At 66.7% G+C, this 16,995-nt stretch carries 18 protein-coding genes; 11 read left to right on the forward strand and 7 right to left on the reverse strand.

What is annotated here, in order from left to right:
- On the reverse strand, window positions 1-217 hold a 217-nt coding region (locus J4O73_RS09995), incomplete at its 3' end, for a 1-deoxy-D-xylulose-5-phosphate synthase N-terminal domain-containing protein (RefSeq protein ID WP_426216904.1).
- Between the two features lie 459 nt (window positions 218-676).
- Here J4O73_RS09995 and J4O73_RS10000 point away from each other — a divergent pair.
- From J4O73_RS10000 to J4O73_RS10025, 6 genes are all read left to right on the forward strand, one after another.
- Window positions 677-1,558, forward strand: coding sequence for a DNA/RNA non-specific endonuclease (locus J4O73_RS10000; protein WP_426216906.1), 882 nt, complete (start codon window positions 677-679; stop codon window positions 1,556-1,558).
- Between the two features lie 7 nt (window positions 1,559-1,565).
- The gene (locus tag J4O73_RS10005; RefSeq protein WP_426216908.1) at window positions 1,566-1,838 is read left to right on the forward strand and encodes a hypothetical protein; all 273 of its coding nucleotides are present in this window, start codon (window positions 1,566-1,568) and stop codon (window positions 1,836-1,838) included.
- Between the two features lie 156 nt (window positions 1,839-1,994).
- Window positions 1,995-3,647, forward strand: coding sequence for an energy-dependent translational throttle protein EttA (gene ettA / locus J4O73_RS10010; protein WP_426216910.1), 1,653 nt, complete (start codon window positions 1,995-1,997; stop codon window positions 3,645-3,647).
- A 115-nt stretch (window positions 3,648-3,762) separates the two neighbouring features.
- A complete protein-coding gene (locus J4O73_RS10015) occupies window positions 3,763-4,686 on the forward strand; it encodes an alpha/beta hydrolase (RefSeq protein WP_426216912.1) in 924 nt (307 codons plus the stop codon).
- A 3-nt stretch (window positions 4,687-4,689) separates the two neighbouring features.
- Window positions 4,690-5,850, forward strand: coding sequence for an OpgC family protein (locus tag J4O73_RS10020; RefSeq protein WP_426216914.1), 1,161 nt, complete (start codon window positions 4,690-4,692; stop codon window positions 5,848-5,850).
- Window positions 5,850-6,020 (forward strand): DUF2256 domain-containing protein, encoded by a 171-nt coding sequence (locus J4O73_RS10025; protein WP_426216916.1) that lies wholly within the window; start codon window positions 5,850-5,852, stop codon window positions 6,018-6,020. The genes J4O73_RS10020 and J4O73_RS10025 overlap by 1 nt, the downstream gene beginning before the upstream one ends.
- A 3-nt stretch (window positions 6,021-6,023) precedes the next feature.
- Here the strand turns inward: J4O73_RS10025 and J4O73_RS10030 are convergent, their stop codons facing one another.
- From J4O73_RS10030 to J4O73_RS10045, 4 genes are read right to left on the reverse strand one after another with little or no spacing between them, the layout of a single operon-like run.
- On the reverse strand, window positions 6,024-6,617 hold the full coding sequence (locus J4O73_RS10030) for a nucleotidyltransferase family protein (RefSeq protein WP_426216918.1): 594 nt from the start codon (window positions 6,615-6,617) through the stop codon (window positions 6,024-6,026).
- Window positions 6,610-7,635, reverse strand: a complete 1,026-nt coding sequence (locus tag J4O73_RS10035; protein ID WP_426216919.1) for a molybdopterin-binding protein — start codon at window positions 7,633-7,635, stop codon at window positions 6,610-6,612. Before J4O73_RS10035 ends, J4O73_RS10030 begins: the two co-directional genes overlap by 8 nt.
- Window positions 7,632-8,333 (reverse strand): XdhC family protein, encoded by a 702-nt coding sequence (locus tag J4O73_RS10040; protein WP_426216921.1) that lies wholly within the window; start codon window positions 8,331-8,333, stop codon window positions 7,632-7,634. The genes J4O73_RS10035 and J4O73_RS10040 overlap by 4 nt, the downstream gene beginning before the upstream one ends.
- A complete protein-coding gene (locus J4O73_RS10045; RefSeq protein ID WP_426216923.1) occupies window positions 8,333-8,656 on the reverse strand; it encodes an XdhC family protein in 324 nt (107 codons plus the stop codon). Before J4O73_RS10045 ends, J4O73_RS10040 begins: the two co-directional genes overlap by 1 nt.
- 215 nt (window positions 8,657-8,871) lie before the next feature.
- Between J4O73_RS10045 and J4O73_RS10050 the strand changes: the two genes are divergently transcribed.
- Window positions 8,872-10,278: an ATP-binding protein gene (locus tag J4O73_RS10050; RefSeq protein ID WP_426216925.1), complete on the forward strand. Its 1,407-nt coding sequence runs from the start codon at window positions 8,872-8,874 to the stop codon at window positions 10,276-10,278.
- A gap of 3 nt (window positions 10,279-10,281) precedes the next feature.
- On the opposite strand, the gene J4O73_RS10055 is transcribed toward J4O73_RS10050, so the two are convergent.
- On the reverse strand, window positions 10,282-10,509 hold the full coding sequence (locus J4O73_RS10055) for a hypothetical protein (protein ID WP_426216927.1): 228 nt from the start codon (window positions 10,507-10,509) through the stop codon (window positions 10,282-10,284).
- 251 nt (window positions 10,510-10,760) lie between these two features.
- On the opposite strand from J4O73_RS10055, the gene J4O73_RS10060 reads away from it, so the two are divergent.
- Entirely contained in the window at window positions 10,761-10,952 is a 192-nt protein-coding gene (locus J4O73_RS10060; RefSeq protein ID WP_426216929.1) for a hypothetical protein, read from the forward strand.
- 53 nt (window positions 10,953-11,005) lie between these two features.
- Entirely contained in the window at window positions 11,006-12,187 is a 1,182-nt protein-coding gene (locus J4O73_RS10065) for a pyridoxal phosphate-dependent aminotransferase (protein ID WP_426216931.1), read from the forward strand.
- 112 nt (window positions 12,188-12,299) lie between these two features.
- Here the strand turns inward: J4O73_RS10065 and J4O73_RS10070 are convergent, their stop codons facing one another.
- Window positions 12,300-13,070 carry an MOSC domain-containing protein gene (locus J4O73_RS10070; protein WP_426216933.1) on the reverse strand — a complete coding sequence of 257 codons (771 nt, stop codon included), beginning with the start codon at window positions 13,068-13,070 and terminating at the stop codon, window positions 12,300-12,302.
- A 197-nt stretch (window positions 13,071-13,267) separates the two neighbouring features.
- On the opposite strand from J4O73_RS10070, the gene clpB reads away from it, so the two are divergent.
- Both clpB and J4O73_RS10080 read left to right on the forward strand, forming a co-directional pair.
- Window positions 13,268-15,892: an ATP-dependent chaperone ClpB gene (gene clpB / locus J4O73_RS10075; protein ID WP_426216935.1), complete on the forward strand. Its 2,625-nt coding sequence runs from the start codon at window positions 13,268-13,270 to the stop codon at window positions 15,890-15,892.
- 80 nt (window positions 15,893-15,972) lie between these two features.
- Window positions 15,973-16,992: a hypothetical protein gene (locus tag J4O73_RS10080; RefSeq protein ID WP_426216936.1), complete on the forward strand. Its 1,020-nt coding sequence runs from the start codon at window positions 15,973-15,975 to the stop codon at window positions 16,990-16,992.
- Window positions 16,993-16,995 lie beyond the last annotated feature (3 nt).

Genomic DNA, 16,995 nt, shown 5'->3' on the forward strand with positions numbered 1-16,995 from the left:
GGTCGTCGGGGGTGTCGAACACGTGGTGCAGCGCCACCGTCAGCTCGACCACGCCCAGCCCCGAGCCGAGATGGCCGCCGGTCACCGACACCGCGTCGATCATCTCCGCGCGCACGGCATCGGCCACGTTCTGCAGCTCGCCTTCCGGCACGCGCCGCAGATCCGACGGCTCGTTCACACGATCCAGCAACGCTGATTGCTCAGGGGTGATCGCCAATGCTCGCACTCGCTAATTCACTGTGCCGCCCGTCGCGCCGATTCAGAACCTGACGCCGCACGGGCCTTGAGCGGGGCGCAACCGTATGAGAATCCGGGATGCCACCGCTATCACGATAGTTCCACGTACGAACGATTGCCGCTTCGATCAATGTCGGGATGACGCTTTTTTCCAGTCTCGTGCCCTTGCCGCCACATGAGGTTCTCCGTTGAGCGTCACTCGTCTGTGCAAAATTTTGCTGATCTCGCTGCTTCCTTTGTCCGGCCAAGCTTTGGCCGACCCGCGCGCGCCCGACGGCAATCTCAGCTTTGCCTGCAACTTCCTCGGCGATTGCCCGCCCCGGCTCGTTCCCGGAGGGCCGGACCGCGATGTGCGTCCGTTTTCCCGGAATCTCGGGCGCCCCTGCACGCGCCGCGACCGGCCGACGCCGGAGGGTCCGCGGCACGTCCGGGCCTGCTGGTGAACGGTTTCCGTTTCCTCGTCCTCATCCTTGTTGCGACAGGCGTCTCTACGGCCAAGGCTCAAGACTGCCCTGCATTGTACGCGGGGGGGCAGGCGCCGGTTCTGGTCAATGCCAAGCTCGCCGAGCGGACGCAGGCCCTGTGCTTCGAGGCCTTTGCAGTGCTGCATTCCGGCGTGACCCGCACGCCGCTCTATTCGGCCGAGCACCTCACCCGCGAGAGCATCGCGGCCGCCCGCGCAGTGGCGCGTGACGATTCCTTCCATGAAGAAACCCGGCTCCCGCCGGAGGCCCGCGCGCGGCTGGAAGATTACGTCCGCAGCGGCTTCGACCGGGGTCATCTCGCCCCCGCCGCCGACATGCCGTCAGTGAACGCCCAGGCGGAATCGTTCAGTCTCGCCAATATCGTCCCCCAGGACCGGACGATGAATCGCGGCATCTGGGGCGATATCGAGGAAAGCGTACGGCGCCTCGCGACCCGGCGGGGCTCGCTCTATGTCGTCACCGGCGTGGTCTTCTCCGGGGATTCGCTGCGCGAGATCGGAGCGGGTGTCCTCGTTCCGACGCAACTTTATAAAGCCGTCTACGATCCGGCGACCGGGGAGGCCGGAGCCTATCTCATCGCGAACACGGCTGGGCGGGACTGGCAGGGCCTGTCCCTTGCAGCGCTCCGCCAAGCGACCGGCGTCGATGTTTTCCCGGCCCTCTCGCCGCAGGCCAAGGCGACGGCCATCACCCTGCCGGACCCACAGGCAAGCTCGCGCGGCGAGGCGCGGCGCCAGGACGGTTCACCGGATCACGGATGGCGCGAATGGCTGTGGCGGGAGGTGATGCGTGAGTTGCGGCGGACCATCCGCGCCTTCCTTCGCCAGATCTTCTGAGGCGACCATGACAGATGCGAATAAGGACCGGTTCGACCCCTTCGCCGACGAGGCCAGCGTCCGCAGCGTCGGTGGCCTTTCGATCGAGAACGGCACCGCCCGCATTGCCGTGCACGGCAGCCTCGACGTCACCAAGGACCGGATCGGCCTCGATCAAGCCCGTCTCCTGCGTGAGACCTTCGAGGCCATCGTGAAGGCCCTCGAAGCGGCGGATCTTCCGGAGAAGGTGGCCGAGGCAGCGGACATCGCCCCCAAGCACGTGAAGAACCCCTTCGCCTGAGAGCGACGTCGGCGGCCCGATCCTTGCCGCTCCGAGGCCGTCCTGATAGGTCGAGCGGATCACTCGAAACATCCCGACTCGCGCGACAGGGCCGGCGCAAACGCCCGCCGCCAAACGCCGCGACTCGAACCCCATTCCGAACAAGGACGACCCGCGATGGCCCGCGAATTCATCTATCACATGAAGGGGCTGACCAAGGCCTATACCGGCGGCAAGAAGATCCTCGATAACGTCAACCTCTCCTTCTACCCGGACGCCAAGATCGGCGTGCTCGGCATCAACGGTGCAGGCAAGTCGACGCTGCTCAAGATCATGGCCGGGATCGACACCGATTTCACCGGTGACGGCTGGGTCGCACAGGGGGCCCGCGTCGGCTACCTGCCGCAGGAGCCGCAACTCGATGTGACCAAGTCCGTCCGCGAGAACGTGATGGAGGGCGTAGCCGAGAAGCAGGCGATGCTCGACCGCTACAACGAGCTCGCCATGAACTACTCGGAGGAAACCGCCGACGAGATGACCGAGCTTCAGGACAGGATCGAGTCGCTCGGCCTGTGGGAGCTCGACTCGAAGGTCGATCAGGCCATGGAGGCCCTCGGCTGCCCCAGCGACGAGCAGCCCGTCGCCACCCTCTCGGGCGGCGAGCGCCGCCGTATCGCCCTGTGCCGCCTGCTCCTGTGGGAGCCGGAACTGCTCCTCCTCGACGAGCCGACCAACCACCTCGACGCCGAGACGGTGAACTGGCTGGAAGGCCACCTGCGCCAGTATCCGGGCGCCATCCTGATCGTGACCCACGATCGCTACTTCCTGGACAACGTGACGAGCTGGATCCTGGAGCTCGATCGCGGCAAGGGCATCCCCTACGAGGGCAACTACTCCTCCTGGCTGGTGCAGAAGCAGAAGCGCCTCGAGCAGGAGGGCCGCGAGGACATGGCTCGCCAGCGCTCCATCGCCCGCGAGCAGGAGTGGATCTCGGCCTCGCCGAAGGCCCGCCAGACCAAGTCGAAGGCCCGCATCACCCGCTACGAGGAACTCGTGGCGAAGCAGGCCCAGAAGGTCGATGCCACGGCGCAGATCGTCATTCCGATCACTGAGCGGCTCGGCCAGAACGTCATCGAGTTCGACCACCTCTCGAAGGCGTTCGGGGAGCGGCTGCTGATCGAGGATCTGTCCTTCAAGCTGCCGCCGGGCGGCATCGTGGGCGTGATCGGCCCGAATGGCGCGGGCAAGACCACGCTGTTCAAGATGATCACCGGAAACGAGAAGCCGGACGCAGGCGACATCAAGGTCGGCGAGAGCGTCCATCTCGGCTACGTGGATCAGAGCCGCGACGCGCTCGATCCGAACGCGACCGTCTGGCAGGAAATCTCGGGCGGCAACGACATCCTGTATTTCAACAAGCGTGAGATCAATTCGCGCGCCTATTGTGCGGCCTTCGCGTTCAAGGGCCCAGACCAGCAGAAGAAGGTCGGCACGCTTTCGGGCGGTGAGCGCAACCGCGTCCACCTCGCCGCGACCCTGCGGAAGGGCGGCAACGTCCTCCTGCTCGATGAGCCGACCAACGACCTCGACATGGAGACCCTGCGCGCGCTCGAAGAGGGCCTTGAGGATTACGCGGGTTGCGCTGTGATCATCAGCCACGATCGCTGGTTCCTGAACCGCATCGCGACCCACATCCTCGCCTTCGAGGGCGACAGCCACGTCGAGTGGTTCGAGGGCAACTTCTCCGACTACGAGCAGGACAAAATGCGCCGCCTCGGCGCAGACTCGATCATGCCGAAGAAGATCAAGTACAAGAAGTTCTCTCGCTGAGGCTTCATTCCCGGCGGCACAAAGCCGCCGGGAATGGCAAGCGCGGAACCTTAACGGGCCAGCGATCTTGCTTGGCAGCGGCGGCGACGGGATGCAGCAGCCGCGGGAACGCCGCATGCCGGATCGCCGCTCACTCTTCCTCGGCTTCGCCGCCGCCTTCGCCGTGTCGCCGGCGCGGGCGATTACGGCGCCCGAGCGTATGGTCCTGTGGCCTGCGACGCCTCCCGGCGGGGGAGGGCCGACCGGACCGCTGCGGCGCGACGAGAGCGGCGCCGTCACCAACATCGCCACCCCCATCCTCGAGGCCTTCCTGCCCGAGAAGCCGACCGGCGTCGCCGTGTTGGTGGCGGGGGGAGGCGGCTACGCCCGCATCGGCCTCGTGAAAGAGGCTTATCCGGCCGCGTATTGGCTGGTGGCCCAGGGCATCACTGCATTCGTGCTCACGTACCGTTTGCCGCGCGAGGGTTGGAACGACGGGTCGAACGTCCCTTTGCAGGACATGCAGCGCGCCCTTCGCCTCATCCGCACACATGCGGCGCGGCTAAAGGTCGATCCGGCCCGGGTCGGGGTCATGGGATTTTCGGCGGGCGGACATCTCAGCGGCATGGCTGCTGCGCGCTCGGCCTTCCGCTCCTATGCGCCCGTCGATGGGACCGACGAGATGTCGGCCCGGCCGGACTTCGCGAGTCTCATCTATCCGGTCGTCTCGGTCGAGGCGCCGAACGACAAGACCACCACCCGCCGTACCCTCGTGGGCGAGACGCCGAGCCGTGCCGAGAGCGAGGCTTGGTCGCTCCAAACCTACCTCGGCACCGGTTGCCCGCCGATCTTTCTGGTCCAGACCGACGACGACCGGGTCATCGGCGCGGAGCATAGCCGCATCCTCGATGCCGCCTGCCGCAAGGCCGAGGTGCCGGTCGAATATCACCGCTTCGCCGTGGGCGGGCATGGATTCGGGATTGGGCAGTCCGACACGCCTGTCGCGCTGTGGCCTCGCCTCTACCGCTTCTGGCTCTCCAGCATGTCGTTGATGCGGTAGGCGATGGACGCCTCTTTGCCGAAGATGACGCAAGGCGGGTCGATCGACCCGTCGCCCGAGCCGCAGGCACGCAAGCGCGATCCCCGCGTCGACGTGCTGCGCGGCCTCGCGTTGCTGATGATCTTCCTCGATCACATCCCGCGCAACGTGCCCGCCTTGTTCACGCTGCATAATCTCGGCTTCTCGGATGCCGCCGAGCTGTTCGTGCTGCTCGCGGGCTATTCGTCCATGGTGGCCTATGGCGGGCTGTTCCGGCGAGCTGGGGTCGCCACCACGCTCCTGCGCATCGCGAAACGGTGCTTCCGGATCTACCTCTACCAAGCCGGGCTTCTGATCGCGACGCTGCTAATCGTGCGGGTCTGGATGGAGATCACCGGCCTCACTCCGCGCTTCGGCGTGAAGCCGCTCATCGAGATGGGGATGTGGCAGGGCCTGTTGCGCGGCCTCGCGCTGAACGCCTTGCCGAACTACCTCGACATCCTGCCGCTCTACATCGTGCTGCTGGCGCTGTTTCCCCTGGTCTATCTCGGGATGGCCAAAGGCATCTGGGGGACATTGGCCCTCTCAGCGACGATCTGGCTCGCAGCCAATGTCGATCACCAGCTCAACCTGCCCAACGCGGCGGCCGATGACGGTTGGTATTTCAATCCCTTCGCATGGCAATTCCTGTTCGTGATCGGTTGCGCGCTGGCGGTCGCGGTCCGCAACACGGGCGGATTTCTGCCGCGCCATCCTGCGCTTGTGGCGCTCGCCATTGCCTTTCTCACCTTCGCGTTCTTCCAGGCCGGGGCCTGGAGCGAGTGGGGCCTGCCCGACCTGCATCCCCTTGCCATGGAGCCGCCGAACAAGAGCTATGTGCCGCCGCTCCGGCTCATCAACATTCTGGCCCTCGCTTATCTGCTATTCAGCAGCCCTGCGGTCCGGAGCCTGTCGGAAAAGCCGTTCCTGCGCGCAGCCGAGGCGTGCGGAAAGCATTCGCTTGAGATCTTTGCCGTCGGTTGTCTTTGCGCTCTGATCGGGCGCGTCCTCTACCGGTCCTTCGATGCGATCTGGCCGTTACAGGTCGCGGTGAACCTCACCGGCCTGTCGCTGATGCTGGGCCTGGGCCTGTATTTCGACGCGCGGCAGAGGCGGCGCGCCGCACGAGCGAAGGGAGCCAACTGATGCCGCCCATGCGCCGGAAGGGCGACCTGCCCACCAAGATCTGCGCCCAATGCGGACGCCCTTTCACGTGGCGCAAGAAGTGGGAGCGGGTGTGGGACGAGGTTCGCTATTGCTCGGATCGCTGCCGGAGCGAGGCCAAGCGCGGTGGGGCAAAGGCCCAGGGCCAGTGACGATCAGGCGAGGTTGCGCGCCGCCGACAGCGCCTCCGGCGTATCGATGTCGAGGGTGATGCCGGGCTCCGCTTCGATCTCAACGATATCCGTGCGTCCGGCGAGCAACGGCCCGGCACCGCGATCCCCTCGAAGCGAGGACAATTCTCCCGCGAGGACCTGCAGGTTCAGCAGCACCGGATTGCCCCGCGTCCCCTGATGGACGGGGACGACCGCCGCCGCCGTCGATCCGCCGCTCTCGAAAGCGTCGGTGAGCCGGTCGATGAGGGCAGCACCGATCAGCGGCATGTCGCCCAGCATCACGATCACGGCGTCGCAAGGCGGCAGGGCGGCGAGCCCGGCTTTGAGCGAGCTCGACAGGCCCTCGGAATAGGCCTCGTTCCGCACGCGCGTCAGGTCGAGCCCCATCAATGCTGCTTCAACCGCGTCGGCATGAGCACCGAGGACCGCGACGACCGGTCTCGGACGGGCGGCCAGGGCTGCTTCAGCGGCGCACCGGACCAGCGGACGTCCGCCGAAATCCGCCAGCATCTTCGGTTGCTCACCGAAGCGGGTGCCGCGCCCGGCCGCGAGAAGGATGGTTCCGACCCTAGTCATCAGCGTCCGCCGCCGTCCCACCCGCGCGAGGCTGCGGGCGAGACACGATCTCCATGAGCAGACCACCGACCCCGAGGGCGACGATATCGGCCCGCCGGACCGGCACATCCGCCAAGAGACGGTGGAGGATCCAGTCGAACCCGTTCTCCTTGGGCGAGCGCGCGCAGCCCGGTGCGCCTATGACCGGGACGCCGTTCCGTGTCCCGAGAAGGAGCAGGTTGCCTGGATCGACCGGCATGCCGAGATGGTCCACCCGTCCGCCGGCCTGCTCGATCCCGGCGGGGATCACATCCTGCCGGTCGGCGATGGCCGAGGCGCCGAACACCACGGCCAAGTCGGCGCCCGCATTATCGATGATCTCGCGAAGGCCTGCTGCCACACCATCCGCCGTATGGGCCACGCGCGTCTCGGCCACGATTTCAGCGCCCGTGGGGGCCAAGCGCTCGGCCAGAACGCGGAGCGTCTTGTCGATAGTCGAATCCTTCAGCGAGGCGAGCCGCGTCGAGACGACTCCCACCCGCGATCGCCGGTAGGGCGCGACTGAGATGGGGGCGCCCGCGCCTTCCGCCCGCGCCTCGGCCAGGATGGTGCGGCGCACGGCGTAGGGGATGATCTTCACGGTCGCGACCATCTCGCCCTCGGCCACGGGCTTGAAGGCAGGCAGGGTCGCGACCGTGATGGACTCGTCCACGCCATTCACGGCATCGACGCGCGTCCGGTCGATCAGAAGCAGGCCGGGCGACGTCGCGAAGAGGTTGGATCGGCCGGTGAAGGGCTCTTCGACCCGCAGGTTGTCGCCACGAAGTGCGGCGGCCAGAGAGCCCGCCGCTTCGTCTTCCCCGATGTCGCCGTCATCGAGGGAGACGGCCACGACCTCTCGAACCCCTTCGGCGGCAAGCCGCGCGGCCGTGTCGGCGCTGATGATCGAACCCTTGCGAAGGGTTTCGCCTCCGCTGCGCAGGGAATGTGCGGTGATGAGACCCGCCGAATCCGCGACAGGAACGGGCCCGAACCTCACGCCGCCCCCGGCCGGGGCGCCCGGCGCAATTCGGCGACGATTTCCGATAGGACCGCCAGGGCGATCTCAGCCGGGCTCACCGCGCCGATAGCGAGCCCGATCGGTGCATGGATTCGGCCAATTTCGGCTTCCGAAAAGCCTGCCTGCGTGAGCCGCCCGACCCGCGCCGCATGCGTCTTCCGCGAGCCGAGGGCGCCGATATAGAAGCAGCCCGCCTTGAGGGCCCCCACCAGCGCTGGATCGTCGATCTTCGGATCGTGGGTCAGGGCCGCAACGGCACAGTAGCGGTCCAGCGGCGGGACTGGCCCGGCGAAGGCGGCATCCGGCCATTCCGCAACAAGGTCGATCCCGGGAAATCGCTCCGGTGTCGCGAAGGCGCTGCGTGGGTCGATCACGGTCAGCGCGAGATCGAGCGCGGCGGCCATGCTGGCCATGGCCTGCGAGATGTGCACGGCACCGATCACCACGAGGCGCACGGGCGGCACCTGCACGGTAAGGAAAGCCGATCCCTCCGTGGTCTCGACCAAGCCGCTCTTGCCAGAGGCGAGGTGTTTGCCGAGCAGATCGGACAAGGGATCGGCGGCGATCTCCGCCTCGCGCACGAGGCGCTGAGCGCCGTCGGGGATGGAGGTGACGAGAATGGCCGCACGCCGCGCGGCCCTTTCCTCGTTGAGGGCGGCGAGGATGTCGGCGCGCATCAGTCGATCCGTTCCACAAAGACGCGGATGCGACCGCCGCAGGACAGGCCCACCCGCCATGCCGTCTCGTCGGCGACGCCGAATTCGAGCACGCGGGGCGTTCCGGCTTCGATCACGTCGGCGGCCTCCACGATCACCTCGCCTTCGACACAGCCGCCCGAGACGGAGCCAAGGAAATTGCCCTCGCCGTCGATGACGAGATGGCTCCCCACCGGCCGGGGTGCGGAGCCCCAGGTTTCGATGACGGTGGCGAGGGCGACATCGCGACCTTCGCGCCGCCACGCTTGCGCGGCGGCCAGGATATCGGAATCGGTGCTGAGCATGGCCATGCGAGCCTGAGGAAGACGGAAGCGCCCGTGCCCCAGAGGTATGGCCACCACGCGGCAGCGCAAGCCACCCCGTGGTGACTCGATCCTGTCACCCTTGGCGCTGGCGGCACCGGCCGGTAGAAGGTGAGCCCGCTTCGGGCCGGAGCCGAGGCTCGCCTCTCCATGCCATCCACCGCCCACCGGATCCCCCGCCACGAAGGCCGCGGCCCGTGAACGCCGAGGATCCCGCACTCGCGCGGACGGCGCGTTCGACCGAGCCCCCCTCCCGTGCTCTCTCGGCGCCGCGCCGCCATTGGAAGCGCCTGTCGCGCGCCATCGGCGATGCGCTACCGAAAGGCCTTTACGCCCGTTCGCTCATCATCATCATCGCGCCGATGGTGCTGCTGCAATCGGTGATTGCGTACACCTTCATGGAGCGCCACTGGCAGTTGGTGACAAAACGTCTCTCGGCCTCGGTCGTCGCCGATGTCGCCGCGCTGATCGACATCTACGAGAGCTACCCACAGGACAAGGATGCCGAGACGCTCTCCCGGATCGCGGGCGAGCGCCTGAACCTCGACCTCGACATCCTGGAAGGCACGACGCTGCCCGCACCGGGCCCGCGCCCGTTCTTCTCGATCCTCGACGAGGCCCTGTCGGACGAGATCAAGCGGCAGATCCGCCGTCCGTTCTGGATCGATACGGTCGGCCGCTCGAACCTCATCGAGATCCGTGTGGCCATTCCCGGCGGCGTGATGCGCATCACTGCCCGGCGCAGCCAGGCCTATGCTTCGAACTCGCACATCTTTCTCGTCTGGATGATCGGGTCCTCGCTGGTGCTGCTCGGTGTCGCGATCCTGTTCCTGCGGAATCAGATCAAGCCGATCCTGCGTCTCGCCGCGGTCGCCGAGGGTTTCGGCAAAGGCCGCGAGATCGAATTTCGCCCGCGCGGCGCGCGCGAGGTGCGGCAGGCAGGCCATGCCTTCATCGAGATGAAGCGGCGTATCGAGCGGGCGATGGAGCAGCGCACGACGATGCTGAACGGCGTGAGCCACGATCTGCGCACCATCCTGACGCGCTTCCGCCTCTCGCTCGCGTTGTTGGAAGACAGCGACGAGATCGACGACCTGACCCGCGACGTCGATGAGATGAGCCGGATGCTCGAAGGCTACCTCGCCTTCGCACGCGGCGATTCGGCGGAGGCGGCGGCGCCGACCGACATGCGCGCCCTGCTCGAAGACCTCCGGACCGATCTCGAGCGCCTCGGCGCCCATGTGGCCGAGGTCGAACTGACGGATCGTCCGATCGTGACGGTGCGTCCGGATGCGTTTCGGCGCTGCCTGTTCAACCTGGCCTCGAACGCGGCTCGCTACGGCGAGACGGTCTCGATTCGCGGGAAGCGGGAGACGCGGAGTTTCCTCGTTTCCATCGACGATGACGGCCCCGGGATCCCGCCGGAGCGACGGGAGGACGTGTTCAAGCCGTTCCTGCGTTTGGACGACGCCCGGCAGGATGCGGGCGGATCAGGACTGGGGCTTGCCATCGCCCGCGATATCGCCCGTGCCCATGGCGGCGACATCACCCTGCATGACAGTCCCCTCGGTGGCTTGCGCGCCACCGTCAGGGTGCCAGCCTGAGAATCAGCCACCCGCGGGGCCGCGTAGCCGAGCGATCTCGGTCTGCACGCTGCCGATCAGATGATCTATGGACGGGTTATCGAGCTTTGCCTTCGTCAGCCTTTCGAGCAGCACGGCCTCGCCCTGCCAAGCATAGCCAGCATCGGCCGGGAGATGGCGAAGCAGCATCGGGCTGACGATCTGGTTCCTGCGATAGGCGGGATGCCGCACGAGCCGTGCGATCTGGCGCACGAGCGCGTGCAGGTCACCGGCCGACGATGCGCGCGATACGGACGTAAACACTATCTCGCTCCACCGTACTTCGTAACGACAGTTGTGAGGCAAGGGATGTAAACAAATCGCCCCTCGAAACGCGCCTGCGGCAGAGAGAACCGGGGCAATCAATCTCCTCCGAAACGGGGGTGCCAACCGTCGCCGTGCGATGCTATGCAGGGCGCCTTGAACCTTCAGGCGCGCTCCGCGCCGGTTTCCGAGTGTCCCGCATGAACCCGCTCGTCCCGCTGTTCATCCTTCTCTCCCTGCCGCTCGCCGCGATCGGCCTGGTGCTCTACACGGATACGGGGATCGAGCCGGCGCTGTTCTACGCCTCGGTGAAGACCTTCATCATCCTCGGCGCCGTTTCCATCGGCATGTCCTTCGCCGCGTCGAAGCTCGCCGAGCGCACCAAGTCCTAAGCGCCGTTCTGCGCCCCGGCTGAAAGACCCTTATTTTCGGCCCGGAGGCCGCCATGCTGAATGTCGTCCCGTCCTTCTCGCGCATCGGCGAGGAGAACGCCTTCGCCGTGCTCGCCCGCGCACAGGCGCTGGCGGCACAGGGCCGCGACATTATCAATCTCGGCATAGGCCAGCCCGATATGCCGACCCCGCCCCACGTCGTGGAGGCGGGGATCAAGGCCCTGCGTGATGGTCATCACGGCTACACGCCCGCCACCGGCATCCTGCCCCTGCGAGAGGCAATCTCGCGCGACATCCTCCGCCGTCATGGCGTCGAGGTTTCACCCGAATCGGTGATGGTCGTGCCGGGCGGCAAGGTCACCATGTTCATGGCGATCCTGATGTTCGGCGAGCCGGGCGCCGAGATTCTGTATCCGGATCCCGGCTTTCCGATCTACCGCTCGATGATCGAGTTCACGGGTGCGACGCCGGTGGCGGTGCCGATCCGCGAGGAGAACGGCTTTGCCTTCTCGGCGGCGGAAACGCTGTCCCTCATCACGCCGAAGACGCGGCTGCTGATCGTCAATTCGCCCGCCAATCCCTGCGGCGGCGTGAGCCCCAAATCCGAGATCGACGCCCTGGTGAAGGGGCTCGCCGAGCATCCCGACGTGGCGGTGCTGTCGGACGAGATCTACGGCACCATGACCTATGACGGGGAGGTGCATCACTCCCTCCTCAAGTATCCCGAGATCCGCGACCGGCTGATCTATCTCGACGGCGCGTCGAAGACCTACGCCATGACCGGATGGCGGCTCGGCTGGTCCGTGTGGCCGAAGCCCCTCTACGACAATGCCCGCAAGCTCGCGGTGAACGCGCATTCCTGTGTCAACGCCTCGACCCAGTGGGCGGGCATCGCAGCCCTCGACGGTCCTCAGGATTGCGTGGCCGAGATGGTGGCCGAGTTCGACCGCCGCCGGACGATCGTGGTGGATGGGCTCAATGCCCTGCCGGGCATCTCGTGCATCGTGCCGAAGGGCGCGTTCTACGCCTTCCCGAACGTGTCCCGCACCGGCTGGAAAGCCAAGGCACTCGCCTCGGCACTGCTGGACGAGGCAGGGGTCGCCACGATCGGCGGCCCGGATTTCGGCATAAACGGCGAAGGCTTCATCCGACTGTCCTACGCCAACTCCGCCGAGAACATCCGCCGTGCGCTGGAGCGGATGAAGGCGTTCTTGGAGACGAGGCCCGCGGCGTAGGGCCTCTCCGTTATTGCAAGCATCGGCGAAGCAATCTGGGGACACCACGTTCGAAAACGGCCCGCTGCCCTGGATTGCTTCGCCTCGCTCGCCATGACGAAGGTGAGGAACGTCAGCCCACCACCCGCAGATCATCCCCTACCGCCAGTGCACCCCCGGCAATGATCTCCATGTAAACGCCAAGGTCGCGATGGCCGAGGCGCTTGTCGATCGTCCAGGGGATGTCGAGGTCGCGCAGGCCGGTAGATGGGTCCACGTTGGTCGCCGCGCAGCGCACCGTCCGCTTGGTGACCTTGAGGCGGAGGCCGCTCGGCGCCTCGATCACCTGACCCACCATGTCCAATTCGGCGAAGGGCGCGAGACCCTCGACCAGCAGGTTGCCTCGGAAGCGCAGAGGGTCCACCGGCACGCCGAGTTCATCCTCGAGCATTTGCACGCTGGCGCGGTTGATCAGCGAGACGTAGCCGGTCGGTGAATCGGTGAAGCGGTATTGCGGCGGGGCTGCCAACACCTTCGGTTCGCCTTTCAGCGAGTCCGGAACAAAGCGGCGCAGCAGATCTTCCAGCGCGGCGCGGCCTTCCGGCGTGTCGAGCTTGGCGTCGAGCGTTTCGCCCCCGGCTTCGACATGAAGCGTCGCGGATGCGTCGTCGTAGCGGGTGTGCAGGCGAGCCAAGGCCTCGTCCCGCATCAGCATGAGATACTTGGTCTTGGGCTGGTGACGGGGGGCCACCGGATTGAAGCCCGATGGACCGTTCTCGACCGCGTAGAGGCGATCGCCGGGAAAGAATCCGCTGGTTTCCAGCTCCACCCTGTCCAGCCGTTCGGGGCTCAAGCCCTTCACGGGGTAGCGGTGGAGGGCGCTGACATGAATCAATGCGGTCATGCGTGGATCGTGGCCCTGAAGTGACATGTCGCGCAAGAGCGTCGCCGGGTCTTGTGGTGCGCATATGCAACACCACATCCGACCAGTCGGCGGTCGCAAGGCGCCGATGCCCTCGCTCGGCAGAGTGCCGGAGGGCGACGTTTCGGTGGCGCCGCGCCTCTCGTGGGCGGCGGATGCCGGTACGGGAAAGGCGACTTATGAATTTCGAGAAATACACCGAGCGCGCCCGCGGCTTCGTGCAGGCGGCGCAGAATCTCGCCATGCGCGAGGGACATCCCCAGTTGCAGCCGGGCCATCTGCTGAAGGTCCTGTTGGACGATCCGGAGGGCCTTTGCGCGGGCCTCATCGATAGGGCCGGCGGCCAGTCCCGTGTGGCGCTGGCGCAGACCGAGCAATGGCTCGCCAAGCAGCCAAAAGTATCCGGCAACGCGTCCGCCCCACAGGCGACGCGCGAACTCGTGCGCCTGTTCGACACCGCCGAGAGCGCCGCGCAGAAGGCAGGCGATTCCTACGTCACCGTCGAGCGGCTTTTGCTTGCTATTGCGGTCGAGAAGGAATCCGAGGCCGGTCGTGCTCTGCAGGCGGCGGGCGTCACGCCCGCGTCGCTGAACGCGGCGATCAACGCCCTGCGCAAGGGCCGCACAGCCGACAACGCCAGCGCCGAGAACAGCTACGACGCCCTCAAGAAGTACGCCCGCGACCTCACCGAGGCGGCGCGCGACGGCAAGCTCGATCCGGTGATCGGCCGCGACGAGGAAATCCGGCGCACCATCCAGGTTCTGTCCCGGCGCACCAAGAACAACCCCGTGCTCATCGGCGAGCCCGGCGTCGGCAAGACGGCGATCGTGGAAGGCTTGGCCCTTCGCATCGTCAACGGCGACGTGCCGGAGTCTCTGAAGGAGAAAAGCCTGCTCGCCCTCGACATGGGCGCGCTGATCGCGGGCGCGAAGTATCGCGGCGAGTTCGAGGAGCGGCTGAAGGGCGTGCTCTCCGAGGTCACGGCGGCTGAGGGCGGCATCATCCTGTTCATCGATGAGATGCACACGCTGGTCGGCGCCGGGAAGGCGGACGGGGCCATGGATGCCTCGAACCTGCTGAAGCCCGCGCTCGCCCGTGGTGAGTTGCACTGCGTCGGCGCGACCACCCTCGAGGAGTACCGCAAGCACGTCGAGAAGGACGCGGCGCTCGCCCGCCGCTTCCAGCCTGTCTTCGTCTCGGAGCCGACCGTGGAGGACACGGTCTCGATCCTGCGCGGGCTGAAGGAGAAGTACGAGCAGCACCACGGCGTGCGCATCCAGGACTCGGCCCTGGTCGCGGCGGCGACGCTCTCGAACCGCTACATCACCGACCGCTTCCTGCCCGACAAGGCCATCGACCTCGTGGACGAGGCCGGTTCGCGCCTGCGCATGCAGGTCGATTCGAAGCCGGAGGAACTCGATTCCATCGACCGCGAGATCGTTCGCCTGAAGATCGAGGGCGAGGCCTTGAAGAAGGAGACCGATTCTGCCTCTCGCGACCGCCTCCTGCGGCTGGAGAAGGAACTCGGCGACCTTGAGGAGCGCTCGGCCTCGATCACGGCGCGCTGGAAGGCCGAGAAAGACAAGCTCGGCACGGCCGCCGAACTCAAGAAGAAGCTCGACGAAGCCCGCAACGAACTCGCCGCCGCCCAGCGTCAGGGTCAGTATCAGCGCGCGGGCGAATTGGCCTACGGGATCATCCCCGGGCTGGAGAAGCAGCTCGCCGATACGGAAGCCGCTGGCGAAGGTGGACGCAACGGTCTGATGGAGGAGGCGGTCACGCCGAGCCATATCGCGGGCGTCGTCTCGCGCTGGACAGGCGTGCCCGTCGACAAGATGCTCGAAGGCGAGCGCGAGAAGCTGCTGGCGATGGAAACCTCGCTGGGCAAGCGCGTCGTGGGTCAGCGTGAGGCGGTGGAAGCCGTCGCCACGGCCGTCCGGCGGTCCCGTGCCGGATTGCAGGATCCGAACCGGCCGATCGGCTCGTTCATGTTCCTGGGCCCGACGGGCGTCGGCAAGACAGAGCTGACTAAGGCGCTGGCGGGCTTCCTGTTCGACGACGACACGGCGCTCGTGCGCATCGACATGTCCGAGTACATGGAGAAGCACGCGGTCGCCCGGCTCATTGGTGCGCCTCCCGGCTATGTCGGCTACGAGGAGGGCGGTGCCCTCACCGAGGCGGTACGTCGGCGGCCCTATCAGGTCGTGCTGTTCGATGAGGTTGAGAAGGCGCATCCGGACGTGTTCAACGTCCTGCTGCAGGTGCTCGATGATGGGCGGCTGACGGACGGGCAGGGGCGGACGGTGGATTTCCGCAACACGCTCCTGATCATGACCTCGAACCTCGGGGCGGAATACCTCGTGAACCAGCCCGCAGGGCAGGACACGGAGGCTGTGCGCGACGAGGTGATGGGCGTCGTGCGCGGTCACTTCCGCCCGGAATTCCTCAACCGGGTTGATGAGATCATCCTGTTCCACCGCCTCAAGCGGGAGGAAATGGGGTCGATCGTGGAGATCCAGCTCGGGCGGCTGCAGAAGCTTCTGGACGAGCGCAAGATCACGCTCGAGGTCGATGAGGATGCGCGCAACTGGCTCGCCGACAAGGGCTACGATCCGGCCTACGGGGCGCGGCCCTTGAAGCGGGTGATCCAGAAGAACGTCCAGGACCCGCTGGCGGAGCTCCTGCTCGCCGGTAAGGTTCATGACGGGGAGCATGTCCCGGTTCATCTCGGCCCGCTCGGCCTGATGATCGGCGATGTGACGGTCGGCGCGGAACGGCGCCCGACCGATGCAACCCTGAACTAATCGGACGGGGGCGCGGCACTTCACGGTGCCGTGCCCCCTTCGGCCGAAAAAGTGACGCAATCGCCGCAGACGAGCGCGGCGTGTCTCTCGTTCGCTCAGATCGATCCTGGTGGTGTTTCGCCCGGGATTGCCTCATCGCCACCTGCCTGGCCGGGCTTGTCATCGTCGGCTTCATCGCACTGGCCGATCCCTACGGTCTGCGCGCTGCGCCGGGGCATCCGCCGGGTCCCATCGTCGACACGAACCAGCGGCTCTCCTACCCAGCCATCGCCCGCGGTGGCGATTTCGACGCGGCCGTGTTCGGCACTTCCACGGCCCGCCTCCTCGATCCGGCGTCGCTTGATAGTGCCTTTGGGGCGCGCTTCGCGAACCTCGCCATCAACGCAGCCACACCCGACGAGCAACTGCGCCTCGCCGCCCTGTTCCTGGCCCGGCGGCCGGTGAAGGCGGTGCTGTTCGCCCTCGACGCGCCCTGGTGCGCCGCACGTCCCGCAGCGCGGACGAGCCACGCCTTCCCGGATTGGCTCTATGAGCCGGGCGCCCCCTGGGGTGTGCTGCGGCAAGCGAATCTGCGCGGGCTGACGGCAGCTTTCAATGCGGTTCAGGTTCGGCTGGGACGCGCGAAGCCGCGCATTCGCTCGGATGGCTATGCCGTCTTTACCCCGCCGGAGGCGAGCTACGACCTCCACCGGGCGCGGATGCATATCGCTTCAGCCGAACCTACGATGACGACGGACTCGCCGGAGGCGCCGTTCCCGGCCCTCGACGCGCTCGACGCGGTACTGGCCAGCCTGCCGCCGCAGACTGAAACGATCATCGCCTTCATGCCCGTTCATGCCCGCGCGCAGGGACAACCCGGAACGCCCGCCGGTGATCGGGAAGCCGCCTGCAAGGCACGTGCAGCAAAGATCGGGGCGCGGCATCACGCGCTGACTGTCGATTTCCGCATGATCTCACCGGTCACGCGGGACGATTCGAATTACTGGGACGCGCTTCACTACCGCCTGCCGATCGCGGCCCGCATCGTTGCAGGCCTGAAGGACGCGGCGCGGATGGGGGCGGACGATCCGCAGGGCTTCTATCGTGTGTTGGCGCGATAAAGC

The sequence above is a fragment of the Methylobacterium sp. NFXW15 genome (assembly GCF_049887755.1).
Classification (GTDB): Bacteria; Pseudomonadota; Alphaproteobacteria; order Rhizobiales; family Beijerinckiaceae; genus Methylobacterium.

Coding starts and splice junctions, on each gene's coding strand:
- J4O73_RS10005 (WP_426216908.1), top strand. CDS start 1,566: ATGACAGATGCGAATAAGGACCGGTTCGACCCCTTCGCCGACGAGGCC.
- ettA (WP_426216910.1), top strand. CDS start 1,995: ATGGCCCGCGAATTCATCTATCACATGAAGGGGCTGACCAAGGCCTAT.
- J4O73_RS10015 (WP_426216912.1), top strand. CDS start 3,763: ATGCCGGATCGCCGCTCACTCTTCCTCGGCTTCGCCGCCGCCTTCGCC.
- J4O73_RS10020 (WP_426216914.1), top strand. CDS start 4,690: ATGGACGCCTCTTTGCCGAAGATGACGCAAGGCGGGTCGATCGACCCG.
- J4O73_RS10025 (WP_426216916.1), top strand. CDS start 5,850: ATGCCGCCCATGCGCCGGAAGGGCGACCTGCCCACCAAGATCTGCGCC.
- J4O73_RS10030 (WP_426216918.1), bottom strand. CDS start 6,617: ATGACTAGGGTCGGAACCATCCTTCTCGCGGCCGGGCGCGGCACCCGC.
- J4O73_RS10040 (WP_426216921.1), bottom strand. CDS start 8,333: ATGCGCGCCGACATCCTCGCCGCCCTCAACGAGGAAAGGGCCGCGCGG.
- J4O73_RS10045 (WP_426216923.1), bottom strand. CDS start 8,656: ATGCTCAGCACCGATTCCGATATCCTGGCCGCCGCGCAAGCGTGGCGG.
- J4O73_RS10060 (WP_426216929.1), top strand. CDS start 10,761: ATGAACCCGCTCGTCCCGCTGTTCATCCTTCTCTCCCTGCCGCTCGCC.
- J4O73_RS10065 (WP_426216931.1), top strand. CDS start 11,006: ATGCTGAATGTCGTCCCGTCCTTCTCGCGCATCGGCGAGGAGAACGCC.
- J4O73_RS10070 (WP_426216933.1), bottom strand. CDS start 13,070: ATGACCGCATTGATTCATGTCAGCGCCCTCCACCGCTACCCCGTGAAG.
- clpB (WP_426216935.1), top strand. CDS start 13,268: ATGAATTTCGAGAAATACACCGAGCGCGCCCGCGGCTTCGTGCAGGCG.